Source organism: Ketobacter sp. MCCC 1A13808, assembly GCF_009746715.1.
GTDB lineage: Bacteria > Pseudomonadota > Gammaproteobacteria > Pseudomonadales > Ketobacteraceae > Ketobacter.
This window is the reverse complement of record NZ_VRKW01000001.1, coordinates 18146-34865: the sequence shown is the minus strand read 5'-3', so window position 1 is coordinate 34865 and position 16720 is coordinate 18146. Positions and strand designations below refer to the sequence as shown.

The window sequence follows — 16720 nt, the reverse complement described above, 5'->3', positions numbered from 1 at the left end:
CTATTCCTGAATGTGAATACCGTATTTTTTGATTAAATCGTAGAGCGTCGGTCGTGTGATACCCAGTAGCTTTGCGGCGGCCGATATATTGCCGTCAGACATGCTGATGGCTCGTATTATGGCCGCTTTTTCTGCATCCTGACGGACCGTTCTTAAGTTGAGAGAGAGATCTTCTTTATATGGCAGCCCAAGATCACTGATACCAATGGTTTTCTGCTCACACATGATCACCGCTCGCTTAAGCTTGTTCTCCATTTCCCTTATATTGCCGGGCCATTCGTAGCCTTCGATTGCGGTAATGGCTTCGGCGCTGAACCCTTTGATACTCTTGTTGAGCTGGTCTGAAAATTTGCTCAATAAATGCCGGGCTATTAACGTTTTATCTCCGCCTCGATCTCTTAAAGGTGGAAGGTCCACAATCATTTCGCTGATGCGATAGAAGAGATCCTCACGGAATGTGTTTTCGCTAACCATTTCTTCAAGGTTTTTATTGGTGGCACAAATAACCCGCACATCCACTGGGATTTCATCGCGTCCACCGAGGCGTTCTATAACCCGCTCCTGGAGAAACCGTAATAGTTTTGCCTGGAGTGCTAATGGCATATCGCCTATTTCGTCCAGAAACAACGTTCCGCCACTTGCCACCTCCACTTTGCCTAAGGTGCGTTTGCTGGCGCCGGTGAAGGCCCCTTTTTCGTAGCCGAACAGTTCGCTCTCCATCAGATTTTCGGGCACCGCGGCACAATTAATAGCAACAAACCGTTTGTCACTGCGCTTGCTCAGACCGTGTATAGCTCGGGCAATGACTTCTTTACCGGTACCCGACTCACCCAGCACCAAGCTGGTGACGTCAGTCGGCGCGAGCTTCTCAATTATCCGGCACACCGATGCCATTCGTTCATCATTGGCAATGACGCCAGGCAGCGGGTTTTGTTTGTTTTCCAGTAACCGCCTGTTCTCTTGTTCCAGGCTCCACATCTGATACGCGCGCTGAACAATCAAATCCAGGGTGTCGGTATTTACCGGTTTTTGGTAGAAGTCATGGGCGCCTAATGCGACGGCCCGAAGCGCGTTTTCATAATCGTGATAGCCGGTAACGACGATTATTTTGGTATTAGGCGCTATTCGCATCGTTTCCTGGATTGTAGCAAAACCTTCTTCCACGCCTTCCTCGTCTGGCGGCAGTCCCAGGTCCTGTATTACCACTGCAGGCTCATGCATACGAACCGCTGCGATGGCTTGTGCCCGGTCTGGTGCTACAACCACTTCGTATTTGTCGAAGTGCCATCGAAGTTGGCTTTGCAGACCTAAATCGTCTTCCACGATTAATAATACTGGCTTGTTGTCCATCATCAAATTTCTACTTTATGCGAGTTGGGTTGATTATCCAATGGAATGCAAATAGTAAAAGTGGTGCCGATCTGCGGTTCACTTTTTACCTGTACATCTCCACCCAGGTTGCGAATAAATTCTCGGGTTTGATAGACACCAATGCCCATCCCCTTACCCGATTTGGTTGTGTCAAAAGGTCTGAACAGTCGGTTTTTCACAAATTCGCTGTCCATCCCGGAGCCGTTATCTTCCACTTCAACGTAGGCGCAGTCATTTTCCATGCGCAGCGTTACGTCCACGTACCCATCTGTGGGGGTGGCTTCCTGAGCATTTTTAATAACGTGGGTGATGATCATTTCCAGGTTGTCTTCATCCGCGATTACTTTAAGGGAATCTTCCATTATTCTCAATGTAGGCGGTGGCAGCCTGTCTTGGCATTTTTTCACAGAATTAATAACGACATTTTTAAGATCCAGCTGACGCCCCGATGAAGGCTGTGTTTGTTGTAGTTTTTTCAGCAGGCTACTCATCCTCTGCACCGAGTTATCGATGGTGCGAATCATATCTTCGATAAAGGCCGGGTTTTCCTTATGCTTAGCTGCGTTCTCTACCACCAGGGCCTGTTGTGCGATCAGGTTCTTCAGGTCGTGCATAATGAACGCGGATAGCTTGTTATAGGCGTCGAACTGTTTCGATTGAGCCAGTAATTCGGCCGCCTCATTCCTCGAGATATAACTCGCAAGTTCGCGGCCAACTGTTTTGAACAAATCAAGATCTTCCCAGGTAAGGGCGAAATCCTGGGGTGGGCTGCTTAAGAGCATGAAACCGATTAATTCGTTGTCAACGAGCAAAGGGATGATCAACCATAAACCTTCAACATCGTTGCACCACGAAGGTAAATATTCGTTGTAACGGTTGAGCTCATTGTCTTTTGGAGCGGTAGGGGAGAACACCCATTCGTGGTCACGCAGTATTTTGCAAAACTCACTGTCCGAGGGTTCCTCAATGTCGCCTTTGGGAAGTTTCATATTGAGCGTGGAAATAGGAATGAAACGCCCGAACTGGTTGTCCATCCACAGCATTCCCCCAGTAGATTTCACCACGTTTGCCAAGGCTTTGATCGAATTAAGATGGGGGTCTTCCTCCGACGATGCGCTGGAAAGTTGGTGAATCAGATTCAGCCATTGCGCACGGTAATCGTATTTGTGGACGAAAAAATGTTTGTCGATATAGACGCTTAAGTTGGCTCGGGCAGTTTGCGACATGAACATAACCGCAATGCTCACTAAGGCGCTGAATATCAGTGTGACCTGCAGGACTGTCCCCCAATTTCCTCCATACAGCTTAATGTAATACCCTCCGGCAGCCATGAGGGCGAGAAAAAAGCCAGCAGTGGTCAGGCTTGTGGTGTAAAAGGCCATAGGGCGTGAAATGGCCACACGATTTTGCTGTGGGGAGTTTTGCGAGCTGACAGCCAGCAGCGAAAAACACAGAAAAATGGCCGCGGTGCCATTTACTGCACCTCGGGCTCGCCAGATTTCATGGTCCAGCTGCCCGAACAGCAAGGCATAGGAAAACATGTACAGGTCATAGAGAAATATCGCAGCCAAGCCCAGGCTGTAAACTTTGTTGATCCGGTACTGCGGGGAGTTCCGGAATAGTTGTTCGACTGCGACAATGGAGAAAATGGTCAATAACAGACAGGACCAGACATAGAGCTGATAGGCTTCACTTTTGTTCTCAATAAACAGGGGGATGAGAAAGACAAACGTGGTACCACAGGTGATCCAGAGCAAATGCAGTATCAGGAACGGCCCGCGATGGGCTTTTTTATTGCGGGTGGTGTACTTAAGCTGTTGTAGCACACCAAAGATCCAGCTCCCGAAGCGCAATGTTTCGCATAACACCAGTTGTTGAACGGTTAGTCTGGGCTCTAAGGAGTCAAAAGCCAGTACCGCACTCCAGATCATGGAAATGAGCGCGGCCACCGTCAGGGAGACAGTGATATAGCGCTTTAGGAGCAGGTAAAAGGAGATTAGCGTGAGCGCAGCTAATAGCAGTGCTCCACCGAGATAGCTGGTGAAAGTGACATTTTCCAATAACATTAATTTTGAGTGCGTCGGGTTCGTTTAGCTGGCTAATTTTTTTAGTTTATCAGAAATATTGTCCATTGCCCGATCAAAAAACACTCCAGCTTCCAGAATCTTCACATACCCCTTCTGCAGATCATAGGCGAAGTCATTGAGATTTTTGTCAAATACCCGTAAACCGAAGCGATTGACGAAGATATAAGATTCTCCGGGTTCGGTGATCATGGCGAGTTTACAGCGGAACGTCTTGACGCTATTCGGGGGGGAGTAGCTCATCCAGGTTCCCGGACGGATCTTGGATGCTTTGGTTACAAACTCCTTGGCAGCGGCTTGCTGCTTTAATCGCTGCCGCTCCAGGGCCGTCAATTGGCCCCAGTCCGTGCCGGAATTGTCGGGGCCCTGACCAAGAGCCATTAGATGCACAGGCTGAATCGAAATCAGTGAACTTTCCGGTAGTCGTTGCGCCAACACTAACTCGAAAGTTTGCTCCACCAGGCTGATTGTGTTCATGATCGCTTCGCCGGACACGGAAACCGCCTCCAAGCCGGACGTTACCTTACGTAAAATGTCGGATTTTATGCGTTCCAGCCGGTTCAGGGAACGCTCGTCATTGTGGGGTCGTATCGCCCAGATCAATTGGTCTATAACCTGTTTGGCTTCCAGTAATTCGGTGCTATCTGTGCCGTGCTTGAGGTGGATATACAGCAGTACTTTCTGCCACTCTTTGACAAGAAAAGTCATGATGTTTTCGGGGAGTTGGGCGTTTTTTAGTCTATCGAACAACAACTCATTGGACTGTGTTCTGGCGTGTTCGGCTTTCGCTTTGCCTCGTGCTGCTTCCTGTGTGCGCTTTTCCAAAACGGAAGCTTTATTACGGTCGAGTTTTGTCACCGTCTGGTAGGTGTCAAGAGCCTGGACAAAAATGGCTACGTCGCCGGTGAAGTTTTCGATGATGTCGTGCACCACCCGATTGACTTCTTTGTAAAGCTTATCCTGAGAGGATTCTGTGCTTTCATCCCAACCGACGGCGGATGCTGCTATCTCGTTTATCAGGCGTCGAGCCGGGTGGTCATTATTGGTAAAAAATTGTTTGTCCTTGAGCGCTACCTTCAATATGGGTATTTGCAGACGGCTGATTAACGCCTGAAAAGGTACCGGTAAGTTGCGGTCGTCCAGTACGAAGTCAAAAAACATCGCAACCAGGTTGATTATGTCCTCGTCGGATTCGTTTAAAGCATCTTCTCTGCCGGATTTTCTGTTTTCATCCAGTATCCGCTCCACCACCGCGCGAATATTATATTCCTGGGGTGCTTGCAGGTATTGCGAGGACAGCTGCATGTTTGTAAGAGAATCGATGAGGATTTGCTGGGGAATCGGCGCTGATCGGGCACTTACCGGGCGTGAAATCAAGGTGTTGTCGGTAACGCCGTTCTGGCGCAACTGGCCGAACATATTCAGTACCTGACCCAGGGTCAGCGTGGTTCCGGAGCCGGCAGTTGCAGGTGCAACGTTTTGGGTGGGCATGTGTTCCTGGCCATCGACGCCGTAGTGGTCTGATTGCTCTGTGACCTGAGGAACCGCCGCTGGGCTTTGTGCAGCGGATGGATGCTTTTGGACGGTATAGCCTATTTGCGGCAGTATGCCGGCTTTAACCAGGAGTTCATTAGCGAGTGAATAAATATTCCGCAGTTCAACAATAACAGTCCGGTCAAGGTGCTTTAGCAGAATTACCTTGCACTTGATATCCAGCTCAAGTTCTTTCAAAGAATCGCTGATTGCAGCACAGATCTGAGCGGGATCGAGAGGGTTGTTGGCTTCGCTAACTTTAACGTCCGGCATAAGGTAATCGAAACGACAATTCAGCTGATAAATTAATTCCTGATTGTCGATCCTCGCACGATTGACAATGCCGGTAATCGCGACATCCTGCTCCATGTCGTCTTTTTCCACCAATTGCATTGAGCTCAGGCTGTTGAGGCCGCCAGGTGCTGCCGAGAAAGGAGAGTTGGACTGTGTGCGGTTCTTGGTAAGCTCGCGAAAATTAATCTCATAGCGAATTTTGAACGCCTTCCAGACTTTTTGCTTCTTCATTCTTACTTCGCGCATGGAGTCGAAGTAAAGATTTTGTTCGTTGTTGCTGCTGGCTTTAGACGCCAAGTCGAAAAACAGATCGTCGCAACTACTGAAAAACTTGCTGAAATTATTAGTTAAGATGGCGAACGAGTTATCCTTCACCTGTTTAATCAAGGTGGGAACGGCTGCAGAAACACTGGAAGTGCGTCTGTTTCTTTTGTCAGAGTCGCTCATCTTTAAACTTTTCCATCTATAACAAAACCCAATCTATAACCAGTAGATTGCATTTTGTACGATCCATTCCACAGCCACAATGTAAATAAGGCAGACTTTTGTGATATTAATGGGCGAATGGTAGCCTAATTGTATCCTGTTTCGCCAAATTTTCGACTCGATCATGCTTTCGGGTCGTATTATAGCGATTCTACAATCCTGTGCGCAGCAATGTAAGGTGTTGTTTGTCCGGCCGTAACTCTCTGCTGCATTTCGTTGCAGAGCTGTCTGGAGCTCTGGTTTTGCTTCAGCCGACGGTCAATCAACTCGTGAACTAAGCGCCACATCCACTCTTTGTTTTGCTGTGCCCGTTTATGTTCAAAATAACCCGCTTGCCGGGATTTGTCGCTGTAATTCTGTATCATCTTCCAGATTTGGTCGATGTTTCCTCCATTGAGACCGGAGCAGAGCACAACCTCAGGCTTCCAGAAAGGGCCGTGCTGCAGCAGGGCTAACGCGTTTTGGTAATGGCGCTGGGACTGCTTTGCCATGTTTTGGTTATCGCCATCGGCTTTATTGACGGCAATGGCGTCTGCAAGCTCCAGGATGCCTTTCTTAATGCCCTGTAATTCATCTCCCGCATTCGGTAGCATGAGTAACAGGAAGAAATCCACCATGCCGGCAACTTCGTATTCAGACTGACCCACACCCACGGTTTCCACCAGGATAACGTCGTATCCCGAGGCTTCGCACAGCAGCATGGTTTCACGGGTTTTTTGGGCTACGCCACCCAGAGCACCGCCGGTTGGGGAAGGACGGATAAATGCAGAGGGATGGCGGGATAACACCTCCATGCGGGTTTTGTCCCCCATTATGCTGCCACCGGTGATCGGTGAGCTGGGATCAACCGCCAGCACAGCCACCTTCAAACCGTTTTCAATCAGGTGCAACCCGAAGGCTTCTATAAACGTTGATTTGCCAACTCCGGGAATGCCGGTGATACCGATGCGGATACTGTTGCCTGTATGAGGAAGAATTTGCTCCAATAGGCTCTGCGCTTGCTCGCGATGACTATCGAGCTTGCTTTCGGCCATTGTGATGGCTTTTGCAAGGCCGCGGCGGTCACCCTGCAAAAGCGTCTCAATATCAAAACTCATGTGCGAATTAAGCTACCTTATTGATTTCGTCCAGCACTTTGCGTGCGGATACAGGAATTTTGGTTCCGGGTCCGAAGATACCTTTTACACCAGCGGCATATAAAGCATCGTAATCCTGGCGCGGAATAACGCCGCCTACCACCACAATAATGTCCTTCGCGTTTTGCTTTTCAAGCGCGGCAATCAGATCAGGAACCAAGGTTTTGTGACCCGCTGCCTGGGAGGAAACCCCGATAACATGAACGTCGTTTTCGACGGCCTGTTTAGCCACCTCATCCGGAGTGGAAAAAAGCGGGGAAAGGTCAATATCGAAACCGACGTCAGCGAACGCGGTGGCAATGACTTTCGCGCCGCGATCGTGGCCGTCCTGTCCCATCTTAGCGACCAGCATGCGGGGGCGACGGCCGTATTGCTGTTCGAAAGATTCAATATCCTGTCGCATTTGTTGCCAATCGCTGTCGCTTTCGTAGGAGCTGCCATAGACACCGGAGACGGTTCTGGAGCTGGCGTTAAAACGGCCCCATATTTTTTCTATCGCATCACTTATTTCGCCCACTGAGGCGCGGGCACGTGCGGCTTTGACCGCCAGGTCGAGGCCATTCCCTTCGCCAGACTCTGCCCATTGTGTCAGTGCAGCCAAAGCGGATTCGCAGGCAGCAGTGTCACGGCTATCACGAATTTTTTGCAGGCGTGCTACTTGCTTTTCGCGTACGGCACTGTTGTCAATATCAAGAACATCAACAGAGTCTTCTTTATCCAAAACGTATTTATTGACTCCCACGATGACATCTTCGTTGCGGTCAATGCGGGCTTGTTTACGGGCTGCCGCTTCTTCAATCCGCAGTTTGGGTTCACCTTTCTCTATGGCTTTCGCCATGCCGCCTTTTTCCTGGATATCTTCGATGATAGCCCAGGCTTTATCTGCGATTTCCTGAGTTAGGGATTCCATCATATAGGAGCCGCCCCAGGGGTCGATCACTTTGGTTATTCCGGTTTCTTCCTGGATAATGATCTGCGTGTTTCGGGCAATGCGCGCTGAGAATTCCGTGGGAAGGGCAATGGCCTCATCAAATGCATTGGTATGCAGTGACTGGGTGCCGCCAAATACAGCGGCCATGGCTTCCACGGTTGTGCGTACGATGTTGTTGTACGGGTCTTGTTCGGTAAGGGACCAGCCTGAAGTCTGGCAATGGGTTCGCAGCATTCTGGAGGTCGGTTTTTGTGGGTCGTATTGGGCAACAATCCGGTCCCAAAGTAATCGCGCTGCACGCAATTTGGCAATTTCCATATAGAAATTCATACCGATGCCGAAGAAGAAAGACAGGCGTGGTGCGAACTGGTCAATGTGCAAACCGGTTTTCAGTGCAGTCTCTATATATTCTTTACCATCCGCCAGCGTGTAGGCCAGCTCCAGCGCGGCGTCTGCGCCAGCTTCCTGGATATGATAGCCGGATATGGAAATCGAATTGTATCGGGGCATGTGCTGCGATGTGTAACTGATGATATCCCCGATGATGCGCATAGATCCTTCCGGTGGATAGATATAGGTATTGCGCACCATAAATTCTTTCAGTACATCGTTTTGAATCGTGCCGGAGAGTTGATTTTGCGCTACGCCTTGTTCTTCAGCCGCAACGATGTACATCGCCAGCACCGGCAGTACAGCGCCGTTCATCGTCATGGACACAGACACTTGGTCCAGAGGAATGCTATCGAACAGGATTTTCATGTCTTCGACAGAATCGATCGCAACACCGGCTTTGCCCACATCACCGGTTACCCGGGGATGGTCGGAATCGTAGCCTCGGTGGGTCGCTAAATCGAAAGCAACCGATGCGCCTTGCTGACCGGCCGCCAGATTCTTGCGGTAGAACGCGTTCGACTCTTCTGCAGTGGAAAATCCCGCATACTGACGAATAGTCCAAGGCCGGCCTGCATACATGGTGGCTTTCGGCCCCCGCACATAGGGAGCGAAGCCGGGTAGGGTGTCAGCGTTTTCAAGTGCTGCAGTATCTTGTGCTGTGTAGAGAGGTTTTACGGCGATGCCTTCGGGTGTCTCCCATACCAGTTTATCCGGCGATTTTCCTTTACTTTCTTTGGTAGCGAGTTCTTCCCACTGCTCAAGTGAAGGCTTATTGTTTTCGGTCGTCATAGCTACCTCTCATTTATTACAGCATTGACCAACGGGTCATTTCTTCTACGTTTTTCGGCCCGGTTTGTTTCATTGATAATATCGATGTTCGGGGGAAAACTAAAAAGATAATCGTATTTGAATGTGGCTGAGGCCATCTTAATGCGGAGTAGACTACCCAAAAGCGGGAAAAAATTCACCCCAAAAAGAAGTTTCGTTACCATTAACCTGAAAAAATCAATCACTTAAGTCAAGTTTGTCCGCTTTCGTACCGGGTTTTTGCCGGGAGGCGATCCCGCTTATTGGGCGAATGTAAATCAGGTTGACACGCAGGGCGGGCTAGCAGCGCAGAGCGATCTCGTGAATTCGATTCCAGTCTCCTTTTTGCAGGAGCGGTATCGGGGAAAGCCAGGTGCCGCCGGCACAGAGCACATTTGGCATGTTTAAATAATCGTTAATATTGTCTTCAGTAATCCCGCCGGTTGGGAAAAAGCTCATGCCCGGAAAGACCGATGCCATTGAGCGGATAAAATCGGCGCCGCCTGCAAGTGAAGCCGGAAACAGTTTCACGGTTTCCAGGCCTTGGTTCTCTGCTTCCATAATTTCGGTGGGCGTCATCACCCCGGGTATCATTTGCACGTTGTTGGACTGCGCTTGCTGCACCAGCTTGGCATCCAATCCAGGACTGACAATAAATTCTGCACCGGCATCAATGCTTTGCAATAATTGTGTTTCATTTTTAACAGTGCCAGCCCCAATCAACAATCCAGGTCGTTCCTGTTTTAACTGTGCGATGGCTGCCAACGCCCATTCAGTGCGGAGTGTAATCTCCAATACCTGAAAGCCACAGGAACTTAACGTGTCTGCCAGCGGGATAGCGGAAGCCAGGTCGGGCAGTGTAATTACCGGTACGATGCGTTTGTTGTGCTTGACGAACTCTTTAACGGTTCTGGCCACGGTATAAACTCACTTTTAAATAATAAAGCTCGCGCCCTGATCGGCAGCCGAGACGTGGTTACGCGCAGATTTGAATAAATTTCTGCCCAGTGTTTGTGGTGTGGGCGGCAAGATAAAAGGCGGGCGCGCTTCCAGTGTTTGAGGGTCCACTTCGATATGAATGGTGTCTTTTATCCAGTCCACGGTGATCATGTCTCCGTTTCTTATTTTGCCAATCGTGCCACCTTTGATGGCTTCCGGTGTCAGGTGAATGGCAGCCGGAAACTTGCCTGAAGCCCCTGACATGCGGCCATCGGTTATCAGTGCAACTTTATAACCGTTGTTCTGTAACGAAGTAAGCGGTGGTGTTAGTTTGTGAAGCTCGGGCATGCCGATTGCGGCTGGCCCCTGACCTGGCAGGACGGCAACGAAATCCTTGTTGAGCTTGCCTTGTTTGAATTGCAGGATAATATCCTGTTGTGATTCAAACACCACCGCAGGAGCGGTGATGTGGCTGAGATCGTTTGCGGACAGTGAAGAAACTTTGATAATGGCCTTTCCTATGTTGCCGGTTAATAACTTCAGCCCGCCGGTTTTGGAGAACGGGGTTCCAGCGCTGCGAAAGACGGATTCATTTTTCGTAATGTCTTGAGTCGGTAACCAGGTGATGTTGCCATTGTCCACCGCGACGGGCAATTTTGCTGTTTGCGCAAAAGGCAGTTGGTACGCAGTGCGGATTTGTCCGAAAGCCAGATCGGAATCCAGTAGGGTCTGTATGACCGCAGGAGTGCCTCCGTTTTGGTGGAATTCATTTACGTCTGCAGAGCCGTTCGGATAGAGCTTGCATACTAATGGAATAACCTCTGAAAGTAAGGCTATGTCTTCCCATCTTAAATCCCACCCTGCAGCACGGGCAATGGCCACAAGGTGCAAAGTATGATTAGTTGAGCCGCCGGTAGCCAGCAGCCCGATCACACCATTCAAAATGTTTTCCGCATCCAGAATATAACCGATACCGGTTTCAGCGTGGAGACTGCTTTGGATACAGTGTTGCATTGCAGTTTCGGTCAGCTTGTCGCGCAGTGCGCCAGTTGTTGAGACGAATGCGCTGCCCGGAAGCTGCAGCCCCATCATTTCCAGCAACATTTGATTGGAGTTCGCTGTACCGTAGAAAGTACAGGTTCCCTGAGAGTGATAGGATTTTTCCTCAGATTCCAACAACGCTGCCTCGTCCACCTTACCTTCCGCGTAGGCCACCCGGACTTTTCCTTTTTCTTCATTGCTAATCCCGCTATGCATGGGGCCGGAGGGAATAAAGATGCCAGGCAGGTGCCCGAATGAGAGCGCCCCGATTAATAATCCCGGTACGATTTTATCGCAGATGCCGAGGTAGACTCCGGCGTCGAAGGTGTTATGTGAAAGTGCAACCGCGGTTGAAAGCGCGATAACATCCCGGCTGAATAAAGACAGTTCCATGCCTGGCTGTCCTTGTGTGACACCGTCACACATAGCGGGGGTGCCACCGGCAACCTGGGCGGTAGCACCGTGTTGAAGTGCAAATGCCTTGAGCTTTTCTGGATAGCGGTAATAAGGTTGGTGGGCAGAAAGCATATCGTTATAGGCGGTCACGATTGCGATGTTCGGGCTCGACTGGGTTTGCCTGAGTATGGACTTTTCCTGCTCGGATGCGGCAGCATAACTGTGTGCTAAATTGGTTTTGCTGACCCGGCTGCGTGACGGTAGAAGGGCATCCGCTTGTTTGCATTGATCAAGATATTCGGCCCGACTTGTTCGACTTCTTTCTCTTAATGTATCCAGAGTTGATTGGATCGTTGGGTGCACCATAGCCTAATCCTCAGAGCTAAAGACGGTCAGTTTTTCTGGAGCCTGCAGCACTAACTCTTTGATCGGTGAGATTGATTCGCTTTGATTTAGAATGGTTTCAAAGCAACTTAATTTGTCTTTGCCGGGAATATACAGTGCGACATGGCGGGCCCTGCTTATCCAGTCGAAACTCATAGAGATTCTGCGATGCGGTGCTTCAGGCGGCGTTACGCTTACGTATCGCTGCGAGCTGGTCATTGCGGATTGGTATTCCTCGGCGTCGGGGAATAAAGAGGCGGTGTGCCCGTCCAGGCCCATGCCCAAAACAACCAAATCGAGTTGTTGTGGCAGCGATTGCGCGAGCTGTTCGCAGGCCGCCAGGTTGCTTTCAAATTCAGTCTCCAGCAATAATGAAAATACGTCGATGTTCTGTTTGCCAGTTTGGGTCACGAATTCCGTTATCATCGATATATTTTGTTGCGAAGCCTCGTTGCTCCAGCGCTCATCGACCAGCAAGAAAGACACGTCGTTCCATGGAAGATTTTCCTGAGCGAGTGCAGACAGCATCGGTTTCGGTGAGCTGCCACCGGATAGAGCGCAGTAACAATGGCCTCTGTTCTTCACGCTGGCTACAATTATGCTGGCCAGGGATTTTGCGGCTTGCGTCGGCAACTGGTCTTTGGCGCAAAGATTCTTTTTAATTGAAACCATGTTACTTGATTCCTTCAAACCAAAGTCTGCCGTCTTTTGCCAGCAATAAAGTCGAACCGGCAGGTCCCCAGCTACCCGCAATATAGGGCTCTGGAGGACTTGAGCTTGACTCCCAGTCGAGCAGTACGGGGTCGATCCACTGCCATGCCTGTTCTAGTTCGTCCTGCCGCAAGAACAGTGTTTGGTCACCCTTGATTACATCCAGTAATAGCCGTTCATAGGCATCTGCGGAGCGTTTATTGCCACGGGACTCCGGATTCAGATTGAGATCAATAGTGCGCACATCCATGCCTGGCCCAAGACGCTTTCCGCAAACCCGCAGGGTAATGGATTCATCCGGTTGTAGTGTGATTACCAGCTGGTTGCTCATCAGTTGGCCGCGGGGAGTGTCAAAAATCCAATGGGGAACTTCTTTAAACTGAACCACTATTTCGCAACTGCGTTTCGGTAGCCGTTTACCGGTTCTCATGTAAAACGGAACGCCGGACCAGCGCATATTATTAATCTGAACTTTCATTGCGACGAAGGTTTCAATATTGCTCTGGTCAGATACGCCTTCTTCGTTGTGATAACTACCACAGGCTTCTCCGTTAACCAATCCTTCGGAATACTGGCCGCGAACGACATTTTTATTAATGGCGTCGGTGTCCAGATGCTCTAATGCATAAAGTACTTTGAGCTTTTCATCGCGGATGCGGTCAGCTTCCATATTGGGTGGTGGTTCCATTGCCAGAATGCACAGCATTTGCAACAGGTGATTTTGTACAATATCCCTTAGAGCTCCGGTCTCTTCGTAGAATTCACCGCGCCCTTCCACACCGATGGATTCCGATACCGTGATCTGGAAATGGTCGATATAGTTATAATTCCACAACGACTCAAATAACGGGTTAGCAAAGCGGAGAACCAGTAAGTTTTGCACCGTCTCTTTACCCAGGTAGTGGTCGATCCGGTATATCTGGGTCTCCGTAAAATAATTCGACATCTGATCAGAAATGGATTGCGCGGTTTTCAGGTCGCGTCCGATCGGTTTTTCCAGCACTACTCTGGAGTTCTCGGTGATCAGGTCCTGGGCTCCCAGGCTGGTCGCGATTGATGAGTAGAGCGATGAGTGAGTTGAGAAGTAAAAAACCCGGGGCCGGTCATCCTCGCTGAGGAGGGGGGCGAGCTCGCGATACGATTCGGTTTTGTCCGCGACAATAGAGATAAACGTGAGATGCTTGGCAAATTGTTGCCAGGAAACCAGGTCCCAGCTATCCGGCGGGAGATGTTGTTTTAGCTTTTCCTCAACTTTAGCCAGGAAGGCGTCTTTACTCATGCTGGTACGACCGACAGCGATGATTTTGGTGCCTGACTTGAAAGGGGCAGAGCGGTATAACTGATACAGTGCTGGTAGCAGCTTGCGCATGGACAGATCGCCCGTTCCGCCGAACAACACCAGGTCGAAAAGTACTTTGTTCGACTCTTTCACTTCCTGCCTCCTACGCCAATGATGATGGGTACACAATTGTAAAGGTGTACGATTTCAATTCGAAACAGTCTGTGATCTATCAATACCCCTTAATGTAAGATGTTGCAAGTTTTTGAATACTTAGTAGCTATACTGGATTTTACCCCTTGGTTATGGGTAGAATTCAGGCTCCATTTAAGGTCGTTGAAAGGCCAATTCGCTTTGGTTATTACGATAAATTTGCACAAGGTTGGGTCATGATTAGTAAATGTATATTCCCTGTGGCCGGTTATGGAACACGTTTCCTTCCCGCTACAAAATCACAGCCAAAAGAGATGTTGCCGATCGTTAACAAGCCTTTGGTTCAATACGGTGTTGAAGAGGCCATGAATGCAGGTCTCGTGGATATCGGTTTTGTAACAGGACGTGGCAAGCGAGCGATAGCAGATCACTTCGATATTAGCTACGAACTCGAACATCAAATCAAGGGTACGGGTAAAGAAGCTTATCTGGATTCCATCCGCAAAGTCATAGACTCCTGCACGTTTGCCTATACCCGCCAAAACGAAATGAAGGGTTTGGGCCACGCGATCCTGACGGCGCGCCGCATGGTTGGCGAGGAGGCGTTCGGTGTTATTCTTGCTGATGACCTTTGTGTGGAGCAAGAAGAAGGTGTTATGGCGCAAATGGTAAAACTCTACAAGCAGTTCCGTTGTAGTATCATTGCCATTGAAGAAGTGCCTATGGAAGAGATTCACAAGTACGGTGTGATTGCCGGCGAAAATATCAAAGAAGGTTTATATCGCGTAACGGATATGGTCGAAAAGCCGGATGCGGCGGATGCGCCCACCAATCTTGCCATTATCGGTCGTTATATTTTAACCCCGGATATTTTTGAAATTATAGAACGAACCCCGCCCGGTGCTAACGGCGAAGTACAGATAACGGATGCGTTGCTGACTCAGGCTAAAGAAGGCGCAGTAATGGCCTATAAATACCGCGGTAACCGTTTCGATTGTGGTAGCGTAGACGGTTTCGTCGAAGCTACTAATTACATGTACGAGCATTTCTATCAGAACGGTAAGTAAGCCGTTCTGATAGGCTGTAGCAGGTGTTTAGCCCGACATTGAATGTACGCTTTAACGCTTACTTTTGATGTCGGCTAAAAAACTCGATCAGTCCCCGGGTCGAGGAATCCTGTTGATCGGCTTTGCCCGGATCGTGAAGCACTGAGGTTATTTGTTTACTTAGCTGCTTGCCCAGTTCTACTCCCCATTGATCAAACGCATTGATATCCCACAGCACCGATTGAGCAAATATTTTGTGTTCATAAAGCGCGATTAATTGTCCAAGCACATAAGGTGTTAATTTTTCATAAACCAGAGTGTTGCTTGGCTTATTTCCTTCTACGTAGCGGTGATCAGCTAAAAAAGTCGCGTCTACACCTTCAACTCCCTGATCGTTCAGTTCTTCAATCAAGCTTGACTTACTTCGTCCCTGCATCATTGCCTGGCTTTGAGCCAGACAGTTAGAGAACAAAGCGGCTTGCTGATCGGAGATAGGGTCAGTTGACCGTGTGCCTACAATAAAATCCACTGGAATTAGATGGGTTCCCTGGTGGATCAATTGATGAAATGAGTGTTGGGTGTTGGTGCCAACGCCCCCCCATAAAATGGCACCGGTAGCGTAATCTACTGCTTGGCCGTTCTTCTTCACGGATTTTCCGTTACTCTCCATATCCAGTTGTTGCAAATAGGCGGGAAATTGAGAGAGGTTTTGGTCATAACAAATCAATGCTTGAGTTTGGGCCCCGAAATAATCGCTATACCATATACCCAGTAACGCCATTATGACGGGAAGATTAGCTTTGAAATCGGCCTGCCTGAAATGTTGATCCATTTCCCGGGCACCGCTCAGAAAACTTTCAAATTGTTGTTTGCCAATCGCCAGCGCGATAGTGATGCCAATGGCGGACCATAATGAATAGCGTCCGCCAACCCAGTCCCACATAGGATAAAGGTTTTGCTCCGGGATCCCGAATTTTGCAGCTGCTTCCAGGTTGGTGGACACAGCAAGAAAGTGCGCACCAATCGCCGCTTCATCGGGTTGGTGAGTCAGAAACCAGTCCCGTGCTGCATTGGCGTTGGCCAGTGTTTCCAATGTGGTGAATGTCTTGGAGCAAATTATAAAAAGGGTGGTTTCCGGGTCACAGGACTTGAGTGTACGGCTTATATGTACCGGATCGATATTTGAAACAAAAACAAATCGAGTGTCCTGGGCGTGGTATGCAGTAAGCGCTTCAACCGCCATGTAAGGGCCCAGATCTGAACCCCCCACGCCAATATTGACGACAGTATCGATTTGCTTGCCGGTGTGGCCTTTTAATTTACCGCTGGAGAGCTTGTCCGATAATTCGTATATACGGTTTTTCGCGGTCGTAATATCTTCCGCTATAGCATTGCTTATGTCGTTTGGGTTTGCCCGCAATGCAGTATGCAACACTTGACGTTTTTCGGTGTTGTTGATGGGTTCCCCTTTGAACATGGCTTCCACTTTTTTGCGCAAATCGGCTTTCTCTGCAAGGTCAAGCAACTGTGCAAAGCTGTCTTCATCAATCAGGTTTTTTGAGTAATCAAGCAAGAGCCCGTTGCATTGCGCGCTGAACTGTTCGAAGCGGTTTGTATCTTTTGCAAAAAGTGTTTGTAAGCCTTCCTCTAACAAGCGAGCTTTATGTTCGGCTAGCGCAGGTTTGATAAACGCAGTATTACTCACGTAACGATTCCTTTTATTCCGACTTAATTTT

General features: G+C 49.2%; 11 protein-coding genes. 1 reads left to right on the top strand and 10 read right to left on the bottom strand.

Features of this window, described 5'->3' with window-relative positions:
- From prsR to zwf, 9 genes are all read right to left on the bottom strand, one after another.
- A complete protein-coding gene (gene prsR, locus FT643_RS00145) occupies window positions 1–1353 on the bottom strand; it encodes a PEP-CTERM-box response regulator transcription factor (RefSeq protein ID WP_156868673.1) in 1353 nt (450 codons plus the stop codon).
- Window positions 1353–3437 (bottom strand): XrtA/PEP-CTERM system histidine kinase PrsK, encoded by a 2085-nt coding sequence (gene prsK / locus FT643_RS00140; protein ID WP_156868672.1) that lies wholly within the window; start codon window positions 3435–3437, stop codon window positions 1353–1355. The genes prsR and prsK overlap by 1 nt, the downstream gene beginning before the upstream one ends.
- Before the next feature lie 24 nt (window positions 3438–3461).
- A complete protein-coding gene (locus tag FT643_RS00135) occupies window positions 3462–5729 on the bottom strand; it encodes a DUF1631 domain-containing protein (RefSeq protein WP_156868671.1) in 2268 nt (755 codons plus the stop codon).
- A 179-nt stretch (window positions 5730–5908) separates the two neighbouring features.
- Complete coding sequence (gene meaB / locus FT643_RS00130; RefSeq protein ID WP_156868670.1) at window positions 5909–6865, bottom strand: methylmalonyl Co-A mutase-associated GTPase MeaB; 957 nt, start codon at window positions 6863–6865, stop codon at window positions 5909–5911.
- Between the two features lie 7 nt (window positions 6866–6872).
- Complete coding sequence (gene scpA / locus FT643_RS00125; RefSeq protein ID WP_156868669.1) at window positions 6873–9017, bottom strand: methylmalonyl-CoA mutase; 2145 nt, start codon at window positions 9015–9017, stop codon at window positions 6873–6875.
- Between the two features lie 318 nt (window positions 9018–9335).
- The gene (locus FT643_RS00120; RefSeq protein WP_156868668.1) at window positions 9336–9953 is read right to left on the bottom strand and encodes a bifunctional 4-hydroxy-2-oxoglutarate aldolase/2-dehydro-3-deoxy-phosphogluconate aldolase; all 618 of its coding nucleotides are present in this window, start codon (window positions 9951–9953) and stop codon (window positions 9336–9338) included.
- 15 nt (window positions 9954–9968) lie between these two features.
- Window positions 9969–11777, bottom strand: a complete 1809-nt coding sequence (gene edd, locus FT643_RS00115; protein WP_156868667.1) for a phosphogluconate dehydratase — start codon at window positions 11775–11777, stop codon at window positions 9969–9971.
- 3 nt (window positions 11778–11780) lie between these two features.
- The gene (gene pgl, locus FT643_RS00110) at window positions 11781–12467 is read right to left on the bottom strand and encodes a 6-phosphogluconolactonase (protein WP_156868666.1); all 687 of its coding nucleotides are present in this window, start codon (window positions 12465–12467) and stop codon (window positions 11781–11783) included.
- Between the two features lies 1 nt (window position 12468).
- Window positions 12469–13938 carry a glucose-6-phosphate dehydrogenase gene (gene zwf, locus FT643_RS00105; protein ID WP_317621896.1) on the bottom strand — a complete coding sequence of 490 codons (1470 nt, stop codon included), beginning with the start codon at window positions 13936–13938 and terminating at the stop codon, window positions 12469–12471.
- 236 nt (window positions 13939–14174) lie between these two features.
- On the opposite strand from zwf, the gene galU reads away from it, so the two are divergent.
- The gene (gene galU, locus FT643_RS00100; RefSeq protein WP_156868664.1) at window positions 14175–15005 is read left to right on the top strand and encodes a UTP--glucose-1-phosphate uridylyltransferase GalU; all 831 of its coding nucleotides are present in this window, start codon (window positions 14175–14177) and stop codon (window positions 15003–15005) included.
- 58 nt (window positions 15006–15063) lie between these two features.
- On the opposite strand, the gene pgi is transcribed toward galU, so the two are convergent.
- Window positions 15064–16689 (bottom strand): glucose-6-phosphate isomerase, encoded by a 1626-nt coding sequence (gene pgi / locus FT643_RS00095; RefSeq protein ID WP_156868663.1) that lies wholly within the window; start codon window positions 16687–16689, stop codon window positions 15064–15066.
- Window positions 16690–16720: the final 31 nt, after the last annotated feature.